At 43.3% G+C, this 21,330-nt stretch carries 15 protein-coding genes and 2 tRNA genes; 15 read left to right on the top strand and 2 right to left on the bottom strand.

The genetic code is table 11. The features are described from left to right. Positions 1 to 378 precede the first annotated feature (378 nt). The 6 genes from EXU30_RS00865 (at position 379) to yqfB (ending at position 7,031) form a co-directional block, all read left to right on the top strand. Positions 379 to 468 (top strand) — tRNA-Ser (locus EXU30_RS00865). Positions 469 to 746: 278 nt separating this feature from the next. Further along, positions 747 to 837: transfer RNA gene (locus tag EXU30_RS00860), tRNA-Ser, on the top strand. Between the two features lie 326 nt (positions 838 to 1,163). Then, positions 1,164 to 5,081 carry an ATP-binding protein gene (locus EXU30_RS00855; RefSeq protein WP_165398941.1) on the top strand — a complete coding sequence of 1,306 codons (3,918 nt, stop codon included), beginning with the start codon at positions 1,164 to 1,166 and terminating at the stop codon, positions 5,079 to 5,081. Further along, positions 5,078 to 6,142 (top strand): HD domain-containing phosphohydrolase, encoded by a 1,065-nt coding sequence (locus tag EXU30_RS00850; RefSeq protein WP_130597383.1) that lies wholly within the window; start codon positions 5,078 to 5,080, stop codon positions 6,140 to 6,142. The genes EXU30_RS00855 and EXU30_RS00850 overlap by 4 nt, the downstream gene beginning before the upstream one ends. A gap of 18 nt (positions 6,143 to 6,160) precedes the next feature. Next, complete coding sequence (locus EXU30_RS00845) at positions 6,161 to 6,529, top strand: hypothetical protein (RefSeq protein ID WP_130597382.1); 369 nt, start codon at positions 6,161 to 6,163, stop codon at positions 6,527 to 6,529. Positions 6,530 to 6,716: 187 nt separating this feature from the next. Then, positions 6,717 to 7,031 carry a N(4)-acetylcytidine aminohydrolase gene (gene yqfB, locus EXU30_RS00840; RefSeq protein ID WP_130597381.1) on the top strand — a complete coding sequence of 105 codons (315 nt, stop codon included), beginning with the start codon at positions 6,717 to 6,719 and terminating at the stop codon, positions 7,029 to 7,031. An 870-nt stretch (positions 7,032 to 7,901) separates the two neighbouring features. Here the strand turns inward: yqfB and EXU30_RS00835 are convergent. Continuing rightward, complete coding sequence (locus tag EXU30_RS00835; protein WP_130597380.1) at positions 7,902 to 9,188, bottom strand: citrate synthase; 1,287 nt, start codon at positions 9,186 to 9,188, stop codon at positions 7,902 to 7,904. A gap of 428 nt (positions 9,189 to 9,616) precedes the next feature. On the opposite strand from EXU30_RS00835, the gene sdhC reads away from it, so the two are divergent. The 8 genes from sdhC to sucD all read left to right on the top strand — a co-directional run bounded on the left by sdhC (position 9,617) and on the right by sucD (position 19,193). Further along, positions 9,617 to 10,012, top strand: a complete 396-nt coding sequence (gene sdhC / locus EXU30_RS00830) for a succinate dehydrogenase cytochrome b556 subunit (RefSeq protein WP_130597379.1) — start codon at positions 9,617 to 9,619, stop codon at positions 10,010 to 10,012. Continuing rightward, a complete protein-coding gene (gene sdhD, locus EXU30_RS00825) occupies positions 10,006 to 10,353 on the top strand; it encodes a succinate dehydrogenase, hydrophobic membrane anchor protein (protein WP_130597378.1) in 348 nt (115 codons plus the stop codon). The genes sdhC and sdhD overlap by 7 nt, the downstream gene beginning before the upstream one ends. Beyond that, entirely contained in the window at positions 10,354 to 12,120 is a 1,767-nt protein-coding gene (gene sdhA / locus EXU30_RS00820; RefSeq protein ID WP_130597377.1) for a succinate dehydrogenase flavoprotein subunit, read from the top strand. Between the two features lie 15 nt (positions 12,121 to 12,135). Next, positions 12,136 to 12,843 carry a succinate dehydrogenase iron-sulfur subunit gene (locus EXU30_RS00815; RefSeq protein ID WP_130597376.1) on the top strand — a complete coding sequence of 236 codons (708 nt, stop codon included), beginning with the start codon at positions 12,136 to 12,138 and terminating at the stop codon, positions 12,841 to 12,843. 195 nt (positions 12,844 to 13,038) lie between these two features. Then, positions 13,039 to 15,864 (top strand): 2-oxoglutarate dehydrogenase E1 component, encoded by a 2,826-nt coding sequence (gene sucA, locus EXU30_RS00810; protein ID WP_130597375.1) that lies wholly within the window; start codon positions 13,039 to 13,041, stop codon positions 15,862 to 15,864. Positions 15,865 to 15,889: 25 nt separating this feature from the next. After that, a complete protein-coding gene (gene odhB, locus EXU30_RS00805; RefSeq protein ID WP_130597374.1) occupies positions 15,890 to 17,080 on the top strand; it encodes a 2-oxoglutarate dehydrogenase complex dihydrolipoyllysine-residue succinyltransferase in 1,191 nt (396 codons plus the stop codon). Positions 17,081 to 17,154: 74 nt separating this feature from the next. Further along, entirely contained in the window at positions 17,155 to 18,321 is a 1,167-nt protein-coding gene (gene sucC / locus EXU30_RS00800) for an ADP-forming succinate--CoA ligase subunit beta (protein ID WP_130597373.1), read from the top strand. Continuing rightward, positions 18,321 to 19,193 carry a succinate--CoA ligase subunit alpha gene (gene sucD / locus EXU30_RS00795; protein WP_130597372.1) on the top strand — a complete coding sequence of 291 codons (873 nt, stop codon included), beginning with the start codon at positions 18,321 to 18,323 and terminating at the stop codon, positions 19,191 to 19,193. Before sucC ends, sucD begins: the two co-directional genes overlap by 1 nt. 75 nt (positions 19,194 to 19,268) lie before the next feature. Here the strand turns inward: sucD and pepE are convergent, their stop codons facing one another. Next, the gene (gene pepE / locus EXU30_RS00790) at positions 19,269 to 19,979 is read right to left on the bottom strand and encodes a dipeptidase PepE (RefSeq protein WP_130597371.1); all 711 of its coding nucleotides are present in this window, start codon (positions 19,977 to 19,979) and stop codon (positions 19,269 to 19,271) included. A 271-nt stretch (positions 19,980 to 20,250) separates the two neighbouring features. Between pepE and htpX the strand changes: the two genes are divergently transcribed. Continuing rightward, positions 20,251 to 21,114, top strand: a complete 864-nt coding sequence (gene htpX, locus EXU30_RS00785) for a protease HtpX (RefSeq protein WP_130597370.1) — start codon at positions 20,251 to 20,253, stop codon at positions 21,112 to 21,114. Positions 21,115 to 21,330 lie beyond the last annotated feature (216 nt).

Raw genomic sequence — 21,330 nt, 5'->3', positions numbered from 1 at the left:
AGTCCAGCTAATATTTTGTGTATTTATATGCTGAATCGTTTTGTAAAGGCGGGGCAAGAACCAAATAGATGCAGCAATGAAAGCTGTGTCAATCTCTTCACTAACTCGGTGTTATGATCAGAGGAGTGCAGTAAATAGCGAGTGTCATCAAAGCACAATTTGCGAATTATGAACTGCATGCTCTCGTTGATATTTTCGTGGTAGTGTAAATACTGTACCAACAAAATCGCAGGGTTAGATTTACTATTGATCCGTTTTGATTGTTAGCGCGATATGCTTGAACTGTAAGCATAACGCTGTATTTAGCGTCAGTTAGTCGAATCGAATCAATAAAGTGCTTTACAGTTTTAATCGCTTCACCTATTATTCACCGCGTTCGGAGAGATGGCAGAGTGGTCGAATGCACCGGTCTTGAAAACCGGCAGGGGTTTGTAGCCCTCTAGGGTTCAAATCCCTATCTCTCCGCCATATTTAGAGAAGCCCGCTTACGTAAGTTAAGCGGGCTTTTTGCATCTATAAGACAATAATTTGTTATCGCAGCGCTTTTGAATTATTTCAGCTAACTACCATTACTGGCTTTGACTTTAACGTAGAGTTTACTTACCTATAGTGTAGCGATTGTGGGTTAAAAATAACGGTATTAGCTAATAAATTCATCAGTTTGTCGATTTTTAAAACGCTCAGTCGATACTCACCAACAAAGCGCTTTACATGGCATTCCTGTTACCCTAATATTCACCGCGTCCGGAGAGATGGCAGAGTGGTCGAATGCACCGGTCTTGAAAACCGGCAGGGGTTTGTAGCCCCTCTAGGGTTCAAATCCCTATCTCTCCGCCATATTTAAAAGAGCCCGCTTAACTCACGTTGAGCGGGCTTTTTGCTTTTTCACTTTGGGAGTGAGTATCCCTCCATAGCATCTTGTAATTTAGAACCTTAGTGTGAGTCGCTTAGCTATAGTCCTTTTACGTGGTTAGCGCAAACCTGTTAGTAACACATTGATACATGTGTGAAGTGTTACATATTGTTTTATATGAGTTTTTATACCGTACGCTTGTTATTTTAGTAAGCAGGTTGCTGTAATATTGTAGATTGATAATTTACGCAATCGGGGGCTAATGGCACTAAGCAGCGTTAAATGTGTCTCTAACGCTTTGGCGTGCACTTTGGCATTTATCAGTGCCATTGTGATGTTAGGTTGGATAATGCAACTTGAGGCGTTAATCAGGCTTGATGAGTCGTTAACACCGATGCAATTTAATACAGCTTTGTGCTTTTTTACCTGCGCATGTTCACAACTGCTTTGGTCTTATGGATATACTCAGTACGTTAAGTATTTAGGTTACGTGCTGCTGTTCATTGCCGGCTTTTCGCTACTAGGTTACCTACTACACATTGACGTCTATCTAGATGAGCTTTTCGTCAGTCACTTCATTCAAACCGATCTTGTTACCCACCCAGGGCGCATGGCACCAAACACTGCAGCTTGTTTTATGTTTGTTGGGCTGATTTATTGTACTCGGTATCACTTAAATCGTTGGTTAGGCGAGCTTAATCGCTTGTTAGCCTGTGTAGTTGTTGGCATCGCAATAGTTGCGATCGTTGGGTATGTATTTGGTATTGAAACTGCGTATGGTTGGCGTGATGTTACCGCTATGGCGCTGAGTACCAGTATTTGTTTTGCCATAGTGGGTATAATGGTCTTGCTGTCACTATATAAATCTCAGCAAACGGTCTGTGGTTACCACTTGCCGTTATCATTACTGTACTTACTTATCTCATGTATTTTGTGGCAGGCGATTTCGCTTGCTCACCCTGAACCGAACCCAAATTATATTTCACGTGGTTATACGCTAGCTGTTGGCGCTATTGGCACTGTCGGGCTATTTAGCTATGTATATTACTATCAGAACGTTTCTGAGCAACACCACGCCAAGTTCATCCCCATCGTAGTTGTGTTGTTTGGAGCGATATTCTCGACATCTTTATACATTTACCTTACCAATAACCAGTTTCTTAGAATCGAAAATAAACTACACAACACTGCCATCGCTAAGGTCAATACAATTCAGTCGACGATTGATATTTTTCTCACCTCGATGCTTAACAATGTCAGGATTATCGCTTATTACAACCAAGCTGAGAGTGGCTCGGTGTTTCATACCGTGTCGGAAATGTCCACTGACAAGTACAAATCAATTAATCGGATTCTATACGCACCAGTGGTGGAGGAAGTTGAAGAATTTAATCAGCGTATGGGACAGGTATATGGTTTCCCAATTGAACTGTCACAAATTAATGGTGGGCTCCAATCTCAAGTAACAACCAACCCGCAATATTTACCCATCTTGTTTCAATATCCCAAAGTGCTAGATAGCAATGACTTAGGATTAGATATTATGAGTAATCCTGATTATCGCAGAGGCGTTTACAATGCATATATGAGCGATAACGTGGGCCACCAAGTACTTAGTGCATCGTTGCGAGGCATCGAAGGGCCGATACAAGGTGTGATTTTTGCCCCCATTCGTAAAAGCATTTATCAAAAAAATTATCAGATTAATACGCTTAGCGATATACGCGGATTTATTGTGTTGGAATATGATCTTCAGATCATGTTGCAAACCATTATCGGTGAGTCTAATTCACTCACCGATCTCAATTACTTAATCGAGCAGAGCGACAGGGATTTTTCGATTTTGGTGAAAGCGACTGGGGTAAAAAGCATAGAGCATGCGCTTTCATCAAGTGAGCGCTATCAACCTATGCAACACCGACTGAATATTCTTGATGACAAATTTGTCGTGAAGGTGTGGCCCAATCAAGCATTCATCGATGAGATAGAGAGTGTTGCACCTGAGGTTATCGCGCTGGTCATTATGCTGTCTTCGCTGATTATCGCCATCTTCCAATATCGCTCGGCGCTGAAGGGCAGGCATATTGCCAACATAAGAGCTTATTTTGAGGCTGTTGTCGACTCTCTGCCAAGCCCGGTACTCATTATTGATCAAGACTTAAAACACATTGACTGTAATAAAGAGTTTGCGTCAGTTTTTGGTTTTAATAAACGTCAGCTTCATACGCCCGAGTTCGTCGAGCGGTTACAAAAAATGGCTGACTATCAAAGGCTTTACAATGAAGATAAAGTCGCGCTAGCGACAGAGCAAAGCGTAAACTCTATTGCCACCGTGCCGTTGACTGATGGTACGGAAAAGGTATTTAACTATCAGCGAAATGTGATCAAGTTTAACGGCAATAAGATGTTGGTGTGTTCATTTGCTGAGTTAACTTCTGAAGTTAAAGCCAAACAAGAAACTGAAACAGCGCTTAGTTATGCCAATCAAATGTTCAACATGGCACCTGACGCCATGATTATTACCAACAAACACGGCATCATTATCCAAGTAAATAAGGCCGCGGTTGCACTGTTTGGTTATGGTGAAAAGGAATTGCTGTTTGAACCCATTGAGTTGCTTGTGCCTACATCATTGCATCAGCAGCACCGTAAAAGTCGACGCAGTTTTATGGTTGAAGGTCAAACGCGTGAGATCACGGCAAGTCGCTCAGTCATTGCAGTGGGCAAGCATGGTAAAGAGCTGCATGTTGAGATCAGTTTAAGCCCAATTGATACTAAGGATGGCGTTCACGTTGTTGCATCGGTGCGTGATGTTTCGCAACGTAAAGCTTATGAGGCTGCAATTAATCTCGCTAAAAGCGAGGCAGAAAAAGCTAACCAAGCTAAGTCTGAGTTTTTAGCTAATATGAGTCATGAGTTGCGCACACCGATGAATGCGATTATTGGTTACACTCATTTGGTCAAACAAGGTGTACAAGACAGCGAGCATCAAAAATATGTTGAGAAAATCAGTTCGTCAGCCAGTACGCTATTAGCCATTATTAACGATATTCTTGACTATTCAAAAATCGAAGCCAATCAGCTTACATTAGAATCTACTCCGTTTTATCTCTATGACAATGTTATCAATACCGTGTCGAGTGTTTGCTATAACCAGGCAACTGAAAAAGGTTTGTCGTTTACGGTAAGCACGCCATTTGATATGCCGTTTAAACTGCAAGGAGATGCGCTAAGGATCAATCAGGTGTTAAGTAACTTGCTTGGCAATGCCATCAAATTCACTGAAGCAGGCTCAATAGAGCTAAACATTAACCTTATCGATGAAACATCTAGCTCGATATTAGTCACGTTTGAAGTAAAAGATACTGGTATAGGCATGAGTACCGATGTAGTAGAAAACCTGTTTGTTCCGTTTACACAGGGCGATGCTTCAGCAACCAGAGCCTATGGTGGCACCGGTCTTGGGTTGTCAATTTGTCATAAAATTTTGCGTATGATGGGCAGCGAATTACACGTAAGCTCAACTTTTGGTTTAGGCAGCACCTTTAGTTTCACCATAGAGCTCGCTAAGGCTGCGCAAGCAAACCTAATAACATCCCCAAACCAAGACGATGAAAATAGTAAATTGGTGACATCATTAGGCCAGATTGGTTTAAAGACAGATAACGCATTAGAAAGGCTTAATGAGCAACAGGAGCTATATCTAAAGCTTATTCGTAAGTTTAAAGCTCAACTTCCGAGTCGGATCAAAGGGCTTAACAGTGATAGAGATCAGGATTATCCCACAGCCGAACTCAGGTTTGAATTGCATAGCTTAAAAGGGCTATTGGCTAACGTTGGTGCAGAAACATTATCTGCTGACTGCCAGCAGCTAGAGATCGATCTTCACAATCAAGTGCTCGATATAAGTAGATTAGAACGTTTCAAGAAACAACTGCTTCAGTTAAATATCGCCCTTGAAAAATGCCTGCCTTTACAAAGTGACAAGCACGCGAAAGCCAGTTCTAAATTTGAGTCTAAACGGGTGAGTGATATACAACTCACGCGCTTACGCCAGTTGCTGCAAGATAATGATACCGAAGCAATTGAGCTCCTAGAGCAATTAATATCTGAAAATGTTGCGCCTATCGAGCGGTGGCAAAAGCTGTTGTTACTGTGCGAGCGTTATGATTTTGAACAAGCTTTATTTGAGCTTGGCGCAATTGATAATACGAGTGAACTAGCATGACATGTGATGTAACAGTACCAACAAAACATACTATTTTGGTCGTTGATGACCAGCCAGAAAATATCGATATATTACGAAATATCTTAAAGCACCAGTATAAGGTCATCGCAGCCACCGATGGTCAAGCGGCCTTGAAGCTAGCGCGCAGGGCAAAGCCTGATCTTATCTTGCTGGATATTATGATGCCAGGGATTGATGGCTATTGTGTGTGCAAACGGCTAAAAGAGCACGAGCAAACTGCTGAGATCCCGGTGATTTTCGTGACAGCGTTAGGCGAGGAGCGTGACGAAAGCCGTGGGCTTGAAGTTGGCGCCGTTGATTACCTAGTCAAACCTATTAGCGCGAATATTGCACTTAAGCGTATTAAAGCGCATTTGGCGCTGCACTATCAGCAGCAATTGCTTGAGCTTGAAGTAGACAAGCGCACGTCAGAGCTAGCTCATACTCAACTAGAGGTTGTAAAGCGTCTAGGTCGTGCTGCCGAATATAAAGACAATGAAACCGGTATGCACGTGCAGCGTATGAGTCGTTATTCACATGCCCTTGCTTTAAAAGCAGGCTTCAGCCAAAAACAAGCTCAATTGATTTTAACTGCAGCGCCGATGCACGATGTCGGTAAAATTGGTATACCCGATCATATTTTATTAAAGCCAGGAAAATTAACCCCGGAAGAGTGGAAAATCATGCAAGCGCATGTGGATATCGGGTTAGATATTCTGTCCGGCGCTTGTTCTGAATTACTAGCGCTAGCAGCCGTCATTGTCGCAACACATCACGAGAAGTGGGATGGCACCGGTTACCCAAAACAGCTTAAAGGGGAGCAAATCCCGTTGGTTGGTAGAATTGTAGCCATTGCAGATGTTTTCGATGCGCTCACCGCTGATAGGCCTTATAAAAAGGCGTGGGCAACTGAAGATGCAATCGCCTTTATCAATGAACAAAGTGGTAAGCACTTTGACCCGCATATTGTTAGGTTATTCAACGAATCTATTGAAGATATATTGCAAATCAAAGAGCAGTTTAAAGATGAACCTGATATCGTTATTGCGACAGACGGTTAAAGAACTAAGAAGGTAGCGGTGAAGCGGCTTAAATTGTGGCAAAAAGTGTTGCTTGTAAGCCTATTGATACTAATCGGTATATTCATACTGCTAGTTAGCGCTACGCCAAAAGTGTCCGTTATTAATCTGTCAAAGCATCAAGTGAATGCTGTAGTTACACTGCCTTCAAGCCGACTTGACTTTGGCGTCATTGACTCTGAGCAAAGCAATAGCATCTATTATGATGTAAACCAAGCTGATGGCGTACTTGCCTACAAGGTGCTGTTTGTAGATAGCAAGTCTCAGGGTGTAGGGAATTGTGGCTATATTACCCACAGCATGTACTTTGAACATTGGCAAATCATAGTTTCTGGTAGTGATAAGCTTAAAGTGATCTGTACTCAATAACGCATGCGACTAGATAATCAATAAACTAACCAACATTATTCGTCATCAACAAAAACTATTAATTTCAATCATTCATAAGCTGCATTCAGTTATAACTTTGATTATGGCTCACATACATAGCGTGTCATCCCATGTATGCTCAGGCGTAAACTTATCAATTTGAGCAGCGCTTAATATAGGATTTTCCGTGTCACATCCCACTAAAATAACCTTCTTCAAACGTTTTATGACCGATATCCAAAACGGTGCTAAGACAATAACCATACGTGATTTTTCAGAGTCTCACTATCGTGTTTCAAGTATCGTTGATGTTTACGCATTAGAAGATCAATCCTATATCGGCAAGATTAAAGTATTGGCTGTGAAACCGATAAATTTCGATGAATTGAATGAAAAGCATGCACTACAAGAAAACATGACTTTGTGTGAGCTACAGTCAGTAATTAGAGATATTTACCCAGGGATAGAACAATTATTTGTGATTGAATTTGAGTTAGTGTAAGTCATTTTTGATAAATGAATAGATATTCAATGGTCTTTTTGCGTGGAACGGAGCGAAGTTTTTTATCGAATTGTTAGGGAGAGAAGATTTTTGATTCGTTTTAGCGAATCAATAGCGCTTCAGTTGATGAATTATATTCAAGTAAACATGCACTGAACTAGTGCAAGCTAAGTAATTTGTGTCGCAGATGAATGTGATTTTGCGTGTTAAATTCACTCTTTTTGGTTTTTTATGCGTTATTTTTATAATTAAAAGATTTTACTTATAGCGATAATGTAGGAAGTTTTAGTAAAAATTTACCTAGTAAATATGCTTGGCTGGGTCAGGGTGCCTAGTCGCTGTTATTCATTGCGCCGTCTTCCTTTGCTGGTTGAACGCTAGGATTGTAAGGCTTAAGCGGGGCTAGGTTAGGGATGAGGAAGTGAGACAGAGCTTTAGTAACGATTGCAGTGAGCCTTAATGTGAATGCCTGTTATAAGCCACGCGGGCCCAAAGTAACTACGCTTCTTGGAATCTCCTGATGCTTATACCTTAAGTTAGACAGTAAATAATCCACCTTTTGAAGAAGGTAGCTTTGTATTCTCAAAAACATCTATTAGTACTGATGTATAAAGCCTTTGAAAACATGGGCTTTTCGTTGAGTCTACTAATAAAACTAAGGGTGATGCGCTTGCTGTGTGCTTTAAATATCTTTACATAGCAGGCTCAACCTAACATGTCATGTAAACAGAAATACAGGCAAAGCCTATATGATGATCACCATCTACTGAAGTAGATGGTTTAGGGGAAAATAAAAAAGCGCCTAACGGCGCTTTTTTTATTTGAGATTATTTACACGCACGATAGCGCCAACTCATATCATTAAGCCTTTTATCGCTTGTCTAAGTCCACAAAGTCTCTGTCTTCAGAACCTGTGTAAAGCTGACGAGGGCGGCTAATACGATGGCCAGGCTGATCTAGCATTTCTTTCCAGTGGGCAATCCAACCAACTGTGCGTGAAAGCGCAAACAGTACGGTGAACATGCTCGTAGGAATACCGATAGCCTTCATGATAATGCCTGAGTAAAAGTCTACGTTTGGATAGAGCTTCTTCGATACAAAATACTCATCTTCAAGCGCGATACGCTCAAGCTCCATCGCTACGTCTAGCAGTGGATCTTGAATGTTTAGCTCTTCGAGTACTTCGTGACAAGTTTCACGCATTACCTTGGCTCGTGGGTCAAAGTTCTTGTAAACGCGGTGACCAAAGCCCATTAAGCGGAATGGATCTTCTTTGTCTTTAGCGCGATCGATAAACTCAGGAATACGATCTACCGAACCAATCTCTTCTAGCATGTTTAAACATGCTTCGTTTGCACCACCGTGAGCAGGGCCCCAAAGAGAAGCGATACCAGCTGCGATACAAGCGAATGGGTTAGCGCCAGATGAACCGGCTAAACGAACCGTAGACGTTGATGCATTTTGCTCGTGGTCCGCATGAAGAACAAAGATACGATCCATTGCTTTTTCAACAACAGGATTAACTTTGTACTCTTCGCAAGGAACAGCAAACATCATTGACAGGAAATTGCCCGCATAGCTAAGGTCATTACGTGGGTAAATAAACGGTTGGCCAACCGAATACTTGTAGCACATAGCTGCTAACGTAGGCATTTTGGAAATTAGGCGGAAAGCCGCAATTTCGCGGTGTTTTTCATCATTAACATCAAGGGAATCTTGATAGAAAGCTGAAAGGGCACCGGTAACACCACAAAGCATCGCCATTGGATGCGCGTCACGACGGAAACCGCGGAAAAATGCAGTTAACTGATCGTGGATCATGGTGTGGTTTTTAACCATTGATTCGAATTCTTCTGACTGCTGTTTATTTGGCAGTTCGCCATCTAGCAGTAGGTAACACACGTCTAAGTAGCTTGATTGCGTAGCTAGCTCGTAGATTGGGTAACCTCGATGAGTAAGAATACCTTTTGCACCGTCGATATATGTAATGGCAGACTCGCAAGAAGCAGTAGCTAGAAAGCCTGGGTCAAAGGTGAAATAACCTTTTGAGCCAAGTTTGCTGATGTCGATGACATCATGTCCAGCAGTGCCTTGTTTGACTGGTAATTCAATTGAGTCGTTATTTGGTAACTCTAATTTGGCTATTTGATCAGCCATACCCCGTTCTCCTTACTTCATTCTTATCTTATGAGTGCGGCATGTTAAGCGGTCATTACTTTACAGCGAAATCAGTTTACATTTCAATTCAAATAAGCGTTTAAATTGCTTAGACCATGGTATATATCTTGCTAGAAGCCAGTTGCTGTGCGGTTTACAGCTGAATTTGAATAATTTTTTTCTAAAAAATTAGAATTTGCATTATGTGATGTTTGTATTTGACAAGTCGCCCGAGTATACTTGCAGTCGCCCGCAAGGGAGACAGACATCACAGTTTAAGAATAATTTTTTTACTTGGCTAAATTAGTTAATTCTCAAACATTTAGGTGTTTGGTAGTCATCAGTAATTAGTGGATCATTTTGTTAACAATTTTAACGTTTCCGGAACTGGTCAAATTAACTACTGACAATAACAAAAATAATGCTCAATGGAGCTGAGTGAGCAGAACGTGAAAAAGCAAAGACCTGTCCATCTAGACCTGCAGACGATTCGCTTTCCTGCAACAGCAATCGTGTCGATCCTACACCGTATTTCCGGTGTCATTATGTTATTTGCTACCGGTATTCTTCTGTGGTTGTTAAATTCATCTTTAACTTCTGCTGAAGGTTTCGCTAGCGTCCAATCTCTTTTTGATACTTTCATTATGAAGTTCATTTTATGGGGCATCTTAACCGCACTGGGTTATCACATTTTAGGTGGCTTACGTCACTTAGTGATGGATACCGGTCGTTGGGAAGAGTTAGCTTCAGGTGCAGCTTCTGCTAAAGCCGTATTCGTTTTAGCGATTGTATTTTCAGTACTAGCGGGGATTTGGGTATGGTAACCAATGCAGCAAGTTTTGGACGCAGTGGTGTTCATGACTTTATCTTAATTCGTGCAAGCGCAGTTATCTTAGCTTGCTATGCCATTTTCTTAGTGGCATTCATTGCGTGTAGTGCACCTTTAACTTTCGAAATTTGGCAAGGCTTATTTAAATCATTGCCAATGAAAGTTTTCACACTTGTCGCTTTATTTGCTTTGCTCGTCCACGCGTGGATTGGTATTTGGCAAGTTCTGACTGACTATGTAAAACAAACAGCTTTACGCGGCGTTTTACAGTTTACCTTTGTCGTGACCGCACTTAGTTACCTTGCGGCAGGCATCATCATTGTGTGGGGTGTATAAGTGAGTATTCCAGTTCGCGAATTTGACGCAATCGTAATTGGTGCTGGTGGTGCAGGTATGCGCGCAGCACTGCAGATTTCTAAAGAAGGTAAGAGCTGTGCGCTTTTATCTAAAGTATTCCCAACTCGTTCTCATACAGTATCTGCTCAGGGCGGTATCACGGTTGCATTAGGTAATGCCCATGAAGACCACTGGGAACAGCACATGTATGACACTGTTAAAGGCTCAGACTTTATTGGTGATCAGGACGCAATTGAATTCATGTGTCAAACCGGCCCTGAAGCCATTATTGAGCTTGAGCACATGGGTTTACCTTTCTCACGTTTTGACAATGGTAAGATTTATCAACGTCCATTCGGTGGTCAGTCTAAAAACTTTGGTGGCGAACAGGCTGCTCGTACTGCAGCGGCTGCTGACCGTACTGGTCACGCTTTACTTCACTGTCTTTACCAGCAAAACGTAAAGCATAAAACCGAAGTGTTTTCAGAATGGTACGCGCTAGATTTAGTAAAAAATGAAGACGGCGTAATCGTAGGTTGTACCGCGATCGAAATCGAAACGGGTGAGATCGTTTACTTCAAAGCTAAAGCTACAGTATTAGCAACTGGTGGTGCAGGGCGTATCTACGCTTCTACTACTAACGCTCACATTAACACTGGTGACGGTGTCGGTATGGCGATGCGCGCTGGCGTGCAAATGCAAGACATGGAAATGTGGCAGTTCCACCCAACGGGTATTGCTGGTGCTGGTGTACTTGTTACCGAAGGTTGTCGTGGTGAAGGTGGTTATCTACTAAATAAAGATGGCGAGCGTTTCATGGAGCGTTACGCACCAAATGCTAAAGACTTAGCATCGCGTGACGTTGTAGCTCGTTCGATGATGACAGAAATCCGCGAAGGTCGCGGCTTAGATGGCCCATTAGGCCCACACTGTCTGCTTAAACTTGACCACCTAGGTAAAGAAACGCTTGAAGCTCGTCTTCCTGGTGTTTGTGAACTTTCTCGTACGTTTGCTCATATTGACCCTGCAGACGGTCCAATTCCTGTACTTCCTACCTGTCACTACATGATGGGTGGCTTACCATCTAAGGTAAGCGGTCAGGTTATCCGTCAAAATGAAGATGGCAGCGAGCAAGATGTGACTGGTTTATTCGCAGTAGGTGAGATTGCCTGTGTATCAGTGCACGGTGCTAACCGCCTAGGTGGTAACTCACTGCTTGACCTTGTGGTATTTGGACGAGCAGCTGGTCAGCACTTAGGTAAAGCGTTAGATGAAACGCCAACGCCTAAAGATGCAACGGCTGAAAACATTGAAGCTTCTTTAGCACGTTTAAATCGTTGGGAGTCAAACCAAGACGGTGAAGACCCGGCTGAAATTCGTAAAGATCTGCAACTTTGTATGCAGCTAAACTTCTCAGTATTCCGTACTGGTGAAGCGATGGCTGAAGGTCTTAAGCAGCTAAAAGCGATTCAAAAGCGTCTAGACAACGCTAAGTTATCTGACAACTCTCGCGAGTTTAACACTCAACGTATCGAGTGTTTAGAGTTAGACAACTTGATGGCGACAGCACTCGCAACGGCATACGCTGCTAACTTCCGTACTGAAAGTCGTGGTGCGCATTCACGTGAAGACTTCTTAGAGCGTGACGATGACAACTGGTTATGTCACTCAATCTTTGACCCAGCATCTGAGTCAATGAAGAAGCGCGATGTGAACATGGAGCCAAAGCTTCGCGAAGCTTTCCCTCCTAAGAAACGTACCTACTAAGGCAGGAGTTGCACAATGAATTTAACATTTTCAGTGTATCGCTATAATCCTGATGTAGACACTAAACCTTACATGAAGGATTACACCCTCGAAGTGCAAGAAGGCACAGACATGATGGTGTTAGACGCGTTACTTAAACTAAAAGAACAAGATCCAGCATTGGCGTTCCGTCGTTCATGCCGCGAAGGTGTTTGCGGTAGTGACGGTATTAATATGAATGGTAAAAACGGTTTAGCGTGTATCACGCCTGTTTCTACTTTTAAAGGCAAAAAGATTGTTATTCGTCCATTGCCTGGTATGCCAGTAGTTCGTGATTTAGTGGTTGATTTAACTCAGTTCTATAAACAGTACGAAAAAATCAAACCTTACCTAATTAACGACGACAAAACACCTGCACGAGAGCATTTACAATCACCTGAAGAGCGTGAGCATTTAGACGGTCTGTACGAATGTATTATGTGTGCGTGTTGTTCAACCGCTTGTCCTTCTTTCTGGTGGAACCCAGATAAGTTTGTGGGTCCAAGTGGTCTACTGCATGCGTATCGCTTCTTGATTGATAGCCGTGATACAGCAACAGAAGAACGTCTATCTGAACTAGACGACGCTTACAGCGTATTCCGTTGCCATGGCATCATGAACTGTGTTGACGTATGTCCTAAAGGTTTGAATCCGACTAAAGCAATTGGTCATATCAAATCAATGTTATTGAAGCGAGCGGTTTAATGCACATAATTTTGTTAGTTTCTCACTCAAACTAGCTCTGTTTAAGAGTCACTTTCTCATTGAAGGTGACTCTTTTGTGTGTTTAAGGAAGTCCCTGTAACAATTCGTTTTTCTTGTTGCAGTTTCACTGTGATAGCGCATACTGTCACGGTAGTATTTGGCTAAATACGTGTACCCAGTTTGAAAGGAATAATAATGCACCAAGGCATCATGAAAGCCTGGCTCGAGTCGTCCCATTTGAGTGGCGCAAACTCGACCTATGTAGAAGAGATGTATGAAGCCTATCAAGAAGATCCGCAATCAGTGTCTGCTGATTGGCAAGTCGTTTTTGATAATCTCCCTCCTGTCAACGAAGCATCAGCGAGTGCTCCTGAAGCTGCCCACTCTAAAGTCCGTGATTACTTCCGAAGTTTGGCCTTAGAAACCCGAGGTAAGGGTGCTAGTCGCGTAAGTGATCCTGAACTTGATGCTAAGCAGGTTAAGGTATTGCAGCTTATTAACGCTCACCGTTTTCGTGGCCATCAAAACGCTAACTTAGACCCTCTAGGGCTTTGGAAGCGAGATGAAGTTAAAGAGCTTAATCCTGCGCATCACGGTCTAACTAGCGAAGATATGGAGCGCGAGTTTAACACTGGCTCATTCGCCCACGGCGGCGAGACCATGAAACTAGGTGATATCGTACACGCACTTAAGAGCACATATTGTGGCTCTATTGGTGCTGAGTACATGCACATCACTGATACCGAGGAAAAACGTTGGATTCAGCAACGCCTAGAACCAACCCTCGGTAAAGCAAGCTTTAACTCTGATGAGAAACTTCGCATTTTAGAAGGCCTAAACTCAGCTGAAGGTATGGAAAAATACCTAGGTGCTAAGTTCCCAGGTGCAAAACGTTTCTCGTTAGAAGGTGGCGATTCGCTTGTTCCTATGATGCGCGAAATTATTTATCGTGCAGGTGAAGCAGGTACCAAAGAAATTGTTGTGGGCATGGCTCACCGCGGTCGCTTAAACGTGCTAGTGAATATATTAGGTAAGCGCCCAGCTGAGCTGTTTGACGAGTTTGCGGGTAAGCATGCCGATGTTAATGGTTCTGGTGACGTCAAGTACCACCAAGGTTTTTCATCTGATTTCGAAACGCCAGGTGGGAACGTTCATCTAGCGTTAGCATTTAACCCATCTCACCTTGAAATTGTTAACCCTGTGGTAATTGGTAGTGTACGTGCACGTCAAGACCGCCGTGGTTGTCAAGATGGCTTGCAGGTAATGCCAGTTACTATTCACGGTGATTCAGCTATTACCGGCCAAGGTATTGTGCAAGAGACATTTAACATGTCTCAAGCTCGTGGTTTTAAAGTTGGCGGCAGTATTCGTATCGTTGTTAACAATCAGGTCGGTTTTACCACGTCTCACCATGCTGATGTGCGTTCAACTGAGTACTGTACCGACATCGCTAAAATGGTTCAGGCACCTATTTTCCACGTGAATGCTGATGATCCAGAAGCGGTTGCCTTTATTTCACAATTAGCTGTTGATTACCGTAATCAGTTTAAGCGTGATGTTGTGATTGATTTAGTGTGTTATCGCCGTCATGGCCATAACGAAGCTGATGAGCCGAGTGCAACTCAGCCGCTAATGTATTCAAAAATTAAAAAGCATCCTACACCACGTAAGATTTATGCCGACAAGCTGATTGCAGAAGAAACAGTGTCAGCCAATGATGTTACCGGTTTAGTTAATACTTACCGTGACTCATTAGATGCCGGCGACTGTGTAGTGAAAGAGTGGCGACCAATGACGCTACACACAGTTGATTGGACGCCTTTCTTAAATAAAGAATGGGATGAAGATTACGATGCAAGTTTGCCAATTGAAAAACTAAAAGAGTTAGCTGATAAATTAGTTGATCTGCCTGAAAACCATAAGCTGCAATCTCGTGTCGCTAAGATTTATGGCGACCGCAAGACCATGGCTGCGGGCGAAAAAATGCTCGACTGGGGTATGGCTGAAACACTAGCTTATGCCACCATTCTAGAAGATCAAAAACGTGTTCGTATCACGGGTCAAGATTCTGGTCGCGGCACTTTCTTCCACCGTCACGCTGTATTGCATAACCAGAACGATGCGACTACCTATTTGCCGCTGCGTAATGTTGCAGACGAGCAAGGCCCAATTGACATTACAGACTCAGTATTGTCTGAAGCGTCAGTACTTGCGTTTGAATATGGCTATGCAACTGCAGAGCCGGGTGGTTTAACCATCTGGGAAGCGCAGTTTGGTGACTTTGTTAACTGTGCTCAGGTTGTGATTGACCAATTCTTATCATCAGGGGAGCAAAAGTGGGGCCGTTTATGCGGTTTAACTATGCTGCTTCCGCATGGTTATGAAGGCCAAGGTCCTGAGCATTCATCAGCACGTCTTGAGCGTTTCTTACAGCTTTGTGCTAACCACAACATGCAGGTGTGTGTTCCATCGACGCCTGCTCAGGTTTACCACATGCTTCGCCGTCAGGTAGTACGCCCAATGCGTCGTCCATTGGTGGTAATGTCGCCTAAGTCGCTTTTACGTCACCCGTTAGCTGTTTCAAGCATGGAAGAGTTAGCAGATGGTCAATTCCATAACGTAATTGGCGAAACAGATGACTTAGATCCTAAACAAGTCGATCGCGTGGTTTTCTGTAGCGGTAAGGTTTACTTCGAGCTATTGGAAAAACGTCGCAAACAAGAAATCAACAATATTGCTATTGTTCGTATTGAGCAGCTCTATCCTTTCCCTGAAGCGGAAATGAAGCAAGTGCTTGAACAATACCAACATGTAAAAGATTTTGTATGGTGCCAAGAAGAGCCACAGAACCAAGGTGCTTGGTACTGTAGTCAGCATCATTTCTGGGCCAATATCCCAGCAGGTGCACAACTAACCTATGCAGGTCGCGAGGCATCAGCTGCGCCAGCATGTGGTTACCCTGGCTTGCATTTACGCCAACAAGAATCGTTATTAAACAGCGCACTAAAACTGTCGCAATAGATAATTTATAAAAGGAATGTGTTCCATGAGTATCGAAATTAAGGTACCTGTTTTGCCAGAATCTGTTGCTGATGCAACCATCGCGACTTGGCATGTTCAACCTGGTGAAGCTGTAGAGCGTGATCAAAACCTAGTTGATATTGAAACTGATAAAGTGGTTTTAGAAGTTGTTGCGCCAGAAGATGGTTCAATTAGTGAATTATTATTCCAAGAAGGCGACACAGTTCTTGGGGAGCAAGTGATTGCAAACTTCGTTGCTGGCGCTGTTGCCGGTCAAGAAGTAACCAAGGAAGAAGCAAGCGCGCCAGCTCCTGAAGCAGCAGAATCTGAAGAGTCAAACGACGCGCTAAGCCCATCTGTTCGTCGTCTGATTGCTGAGCACAATGTTGATGCTAGCCAAATCAAAGGCACAGGTGTAGGCGGTCGCATTACTAAAGAAGACGTTGAAGCTTTCGTTAAAGCCGCTCCTGCTGCTAAGAGTGCTGCCGCACCAGCACCGGTAGCTCCGCTTGAAGGTCGTAGTCAAAAACGCGTACCTATGACGCGTCTACGTAAGACTATCGCTAACCGTCTGCTTGAAGCGAAAAACTCAACTGCCATGCTAACGACGTTTAACGAAGTTAACATGAAGCCAATTATGGACATTCGTAAGCAGTACCAAGAAGTATTCGAAAAGCGCCACGGTATTCGTTTAGGCTTTATGTCTTTCTACGTAAAAGCGGTTACCGAAGCACTAAAACGTTTCCCTGAAGTTAACGCGTCAATCGACGGTGATGACATTGTTTATCACAACTACTTCGATGTAAGCATCGCTGTGTCTACTCCGCGTGGTTTGGTAACGCCTGTGCTACGTGACACAGATACGATGAGCCTTGCTGACATTGAAAAGAATGTGCGCGAGCTAGCAATTAAAGGCCGTGACGGCAAATTATCAGTTGATGACATGACTGGCGGTAACTTCACTGTGACAAACGGTGGCGTGTTTGGCTCGTTAATGTCGACTCCAATTTTAAACCTGCCACAAAGCGCGATTTTAGGCATGCATGCCATTAAAGACCGCCCAATGGCAGTAAACGGTGAGGTTGTTATTCAACCTATGATGTACCTCGCTCTTTCTTACGACCACCGTATTGTCGACGGTCGTGAGTCTGTTGGCTTCTTAGTCGCAATTAAAGACTTCTTAGAAGACCCAACTCGTCTGCTACTTGATCTGTAAGTTGTAGATAAACCCCTCGTTGCTGGCCCAAAAGGGCCAGCTGGAAATTACTAGAAGTATATGGATAGATCATCATGAATTTGCATGAGTATCAGGCAAAAGCACTATTTGCCGAATATGGTTTACCAGTGTCAGAAGGTTATGCATGTGATACTGCCCAAGAAGCAGTAGAAGCAGCTGGCCATATTGGCGGTGATATGTGGGTTGTTAAGTGTCAAGTACACGCTGGCGGCCGTGGTAAAGCAGGTGGCGTTAAGGTCACTGGCGACAAAGAAGAAATCAGAGCATTTGCTGAAAACTGGTTAGGTAAAAATCTAGTTACTTACCAAACAGACGAAAACGGTCAGCCAGTTGCTAAAATCTTAGTTGAAAGCTGCACTGATATTGCTAACGAATTATACCTAGGTGCGGTTGTTGACCGTGCGACTCGTCGCATCGTGTTCATGGCCTCTACTGAAGGTGGCGTTGACATTGAAACTGTTGCTGAAGAAACGCCTGAGTTAATTCATAAGGCAATTATTGACCCTCTAGCAGGTCCTCAGCCATATCAAGCACGTGACCTTGGCTTCAAGCTAGGTCTTGATGCAACTCAGCTAAAACAGTTCACTAAAGTGTTCATGGGTCTAGCGAAAATGTTCGAAGACCACGATTTCGCACTACTAGAAATCAACCCTCTAGTGATTACTGACGAAGGCAACATTCACTGCCTTGACGGTAAAATTGGTGTTGATGGTAACGCACTATTCCGCCAGCCAAAAATCCGTGAGATGCACGACCCATCACAAGATGATGCTCGTGAAGCACACGCAGCTAAGTTCGAGCTTAACTACGTAGCGCTAGACGGTAACGTAGGTTGTATGGTTAACGGTGCTGGCCTAGCAATGGGCACAATGGACATCGTAAATCTACACGGTGGTAAGCCAGCTAACTTCTTAGACGTGGGCGGCGGCGCAACTAAAGAGCGTGTTGCTGAAGCGTTCAAGATCATCTTATCTGATGACAATGTTAGCGCAGTACTAGTTAACATCTTCGGTGGTATCGTACGTTGTGACATGATCGCAGAAGGTATTATCGGTGCGGTTAAAGAAGTTGGCGTTGAAGTACCAGTTGTTGTTCGTCTTGAAGGTACAAATGCTGAATTAGGCCGTGAAGTTTTAGCGAACTCTGGCTTAGATATTATTGCTGCTGAGTCTTTAACAGACGCTGCTGTAAAAGTTGTTGCTGCTGCGGAGGGCAAATAATGTCTGTATTAATTAACAAAGACACTAAGGTAATCTGTCAAGGTTTCACTGGTGGTCAAGGTACTTTCCACTCTGAGCAAGCAATTGCTTACGGTACACAAATGGTTGGTGGTGTAAGCCCAGGTAAGGGCGGTCAAACGCACCTTGGTCTACCGGTATTTAACACAGTTAAAGACGCGGTTGCTGAAACTGGCGCAACAGCTTCTGTTATCTATGTACCAGCACCTTTCTGTAAAGATGCAATCTTAGAAGCAATTGACGGTGGTATCGAGCTAATCGTTTGTATTACCGAAGGTATCCCTACGCTAGATATGCTTCAAGTTAAAGTTAAGCTTGAAGAGACTGGCGTTCGCATGATTGGTCCTAACTGCCCGGGTGTTATCACTCCAGGTGAATGTAAGATTGGTATTATGCCAGGCCACATTCACAAGCCTGGTAAAGTGGGTATTGTTTCACGTTCAGGTACCTTAACGTACGAAGCCGTTAAGCAAACAACTGACGAAGGTTTTGGTCAGTCAACTTGTGTTGGTATTGGTGGTGACCCAATTCCAGGTACTAACTTCATCGACGTTTTAGAAATGTTCCAAAACGATCCACAAACTGAAGCAATCGTGATGATTGGTGAAATTGGTGGTACTGCTGAAGAAGAAGCGGCTGAATACATCAAAGCTAACGTAACTAAGCCTGTGGTTTCTTACATTGCGGGTGTGACTGCTCCTGCTGGTAAGCGCATGGGCCACGCTGGTGCAATTATCGCTGGCGGTAAAGGTACTGCTGATGATAAGTTCGCTGCACTAGAAGCGGCTGGTGTAACTACGGTTCGCTCTCTTGCTGACATCGGTCAAGCACTTCGTACTCGCACTGGTTGGTAATCTTAGATTATTAACTTATGCAAGTAATAGAAAAGGCGCCAATTGGCGCCTTTTTTGTAGCTGGATAAAGACTCGTTATTTCAAATATTCAGACAGATCGCTACCTGCCTTAATGACTTGCTCTTGAATATCGCCTTTAAACAGAAAACCATCTTTGTCTCCGACGAGAGTAAGTTTGTCACCTTGGCGAAGTAGGGCAGTGCCTTCTTGAATACCGATTACGGGTGTCAATGGATCGACTTTGGTGAACTCTAGCAGTCGCTGTGCACGAGTTTCGCCATTGTGGCCAGGCGCTTGATAGTTGGTGTAATGAGGGTTTAATTGAAACGGCAGTAACTTTAATGCAGTAAATGATGGTGGCTCAATAATTGGCATATCATTGGTGGTGCGAATGCTTAAACCGGTAATGTTTGAGCCCGCGCTCCAACCTACATAAGGCTTGCCGTTATTCACTTCATCATTAATCAGCTGAATGAGATCGTAACGGTATAACTCGTGCAGTAAATGGAAGGTGTTACCACCACCCACGAAGATACCGTCGGCATCTTTAATGGCTTGTTTAGGGTCTCCATACTGGTGAATGCTGCTGATAGAAAGGTTAAGTGGAGCTAGCCCATTTTTAACGGTTTCAAGGTAGTCATCGTATTCAATGCTTACGCCGGCATAAGGAATGAACAACCAGCTTTGTCCTGGTTTACAAAGTGGCTTAATAAACTCAATGGTGTGGGCTAGGTAAGGGGTATCACCAACGCGGGAGGCACTTAGCATTAGCGCAGTAACAGACATGATTACTTCCTTTAAGTCGTTGTTTAGTATTTTGTTTGATGCAGTGTAGCAAAAACGCTATGGGTAACTCTATACGCTTATTGCGATTAGCTGCTTAGTACTATTAAGAGAAACTTAATAATTAATAGGTAAACTTAGTCAAATCTTTCAAAATTTAGCCATCCAGTATTAGGTAAAGCTTTTTTAATCATTTCACCCTTGAATTTCTTTTTTACGGACATATTATGTCTGAAACAACCTTTCAATTGACTTAAGTCAAACAGGAGCTGCGATGAAACGCGTCTTTTTATTGATTGCCACTAACATGGCGATTTTAGTAGTAGCATCAATTGTGATGTCTATTCTTGGGGTGAATACCTCAACTATGGGTGGCTTATTAGTATTTGCTGCTATCTTCGGTTTTGGCGGCGCATTTATTAGCTTAGCGATTTCAAAGTGGATGGCTAAGAAGACGATGGGCTGTGAAGTTATCACTCAACCTCGTGACAATACTGAACGTTGGTTAGTCGAAACCGTTGCTCGCCAAGCAGAACAAGCGGGCATTAAAATGCCTGAAGTTGCAATTTATCAATCTCCTGAGATGAATGCATTTGCAACTGGCCCAAGTAAAGATAACTCATTGGTTGCGGTTAGTACCGGGTTACTTTACGGCATGACACAAGATGAGATTGAAGGCGTGCTAGCACACGAAGTAAGCCACGTTGCTAACGGCGACATGGTAACGCTTACCTTGATCCAAGGTGTGGTAAATACCTTTGTGATTTTCGCGGCACGTGTAGTAGCTGGCATTATCAACAACTTTGTCGCTAGTAATGATGAAGAAGGCGAAGGGTTAGGAACGTTTGCCTACATGGGTGTTGTAATTGTACTTGATATACTATTTGGCATTTTGGCATCAATGATCGTTGCTTACTTCTCACGTATCCGTGAGTACAAAGCGGACGCTGGCGCTGCTAAATTAGCGGGTAAGAACAAAATGATCGCAGCGCTCGAGCGATTGCGCCAAGGCCCTGAAACCGGTGCAATGCCAGCCCAAATGTCTGCGTTTGGTATTAACGGTAAGCGTTCAATGGCAGAATTAATGATGAGCCACCCGCCATTAGAAAAACGTATTGCGGCTTTACAATCTAGCTAATACGTGACGTAACTAAAAGGCGCAAGCTGCAAGCATAAGGGGAAGCATCGCTTCCCCTTTTTTGATCTTATCAGTTAGATCTTAGTTGGTTGATTGTTATTGGCTTGTGATTTGGATACTTGACCTAAAGCACATTAAGTTAATCCAATACCTGATAACTTATGCACTAAATCAAGTAATTAGAATAATAAATACATAACCTCTAGCTGTTGGTGA

This window comes from Shewanella maritima (assembly GCF_004295345.1).
In the GTDB taxonomy this organism is placed as follows: domain Bacteria; phylum Pseudomonadota; class Gammaproteobacteria; order Enterobacterales; family Shewanellaceae; genus Shewanella; species Shewanella maritima.
Note: the sequence above shows the minus strand (reverse complement) of the source record. Positions and strands in the feature narration are given on the sequence as shown.

What these genes read in the sequence shown, in the direction of transcription:
- sdhC (WP_130597379.1), top strand. Translation starts at nt 9,617, where the DNA reads ATGGAGCTGAGTGAGCAGAACGTGAAAAAGCAAAGACCTGTCCATCTA.
- EXU30_RS00815 (WP_130597376.1), top strand. Translation starts at nt 12,136, where the DNA reads ATGAATTTAACATTTTCAGTGTATCGCTATAATCCTGATGTAGACACT.
- htpX (WP_130597370.1), top strand. Translation starts at nt 20,251, where the DNA reads ATGAAACGCGTCTTTTTATTGATTGCCACTAACATGGCGATTTTAGTA.
- odhB (WP_130597374.1), top strand. Translation starts at nt 15,890, where the DNA reads ATGAGTATCGAAATTAAGGTACCTGTTTTGCCAGAATCTGTTGCTGAT.
- sucA (WP_130597375.1), top strand. Translation starts at nt 13,039, where the DNA reads ATGCACCAAGGCATCATGAAAGCCTGGCTCGAGTCGTCCCATTTGAGT.
- EXU30_RS00850 (WP_130597383.1), top strand. Translation starts at nt 5,078, where the DNA reads ATGACATGTGATGTAACAGTACCAACAAAACATACTATTTTGGTCGTT.
- sucD (WP_130597372.1), top strand. Translation starts at nt 18,321, where the DNA reads ATGTCTGTATTAATTAACAAAGACACTAAGGTAATCTGTCAAGGTTTC.
- pepE (WP_130597371.1), bottom strand. Translation starts at nt 19,979, where the DNA reads ATGTCTGTTACTGCGCTAATGCTAAGTGCCTCCCGCGTTGGTGATACC.
- EXU30_RS00835 (WP_130597380.1), bottom strand. Translation starts at nt 9,188, where the DNA reads ATGGCTGATCAAATAGCCAAATTAGAGTTACCAAATAACGACTCAATT.
- sdhD (WP_130597378.1), top strand. Translation starts at nt 10,006, where the DNA reads ATGGTAACCAATGCAGCAAGTTTTGGACGCAGTGGTGTTCATGACTTT.
- sucC (WP_130597373.1), top strand. Translation starts at nt 17,155, where the DNA reads ATGAATTTGCATGAGTATCAGGCAAAAGCACTATTTGCCGAATATGGT.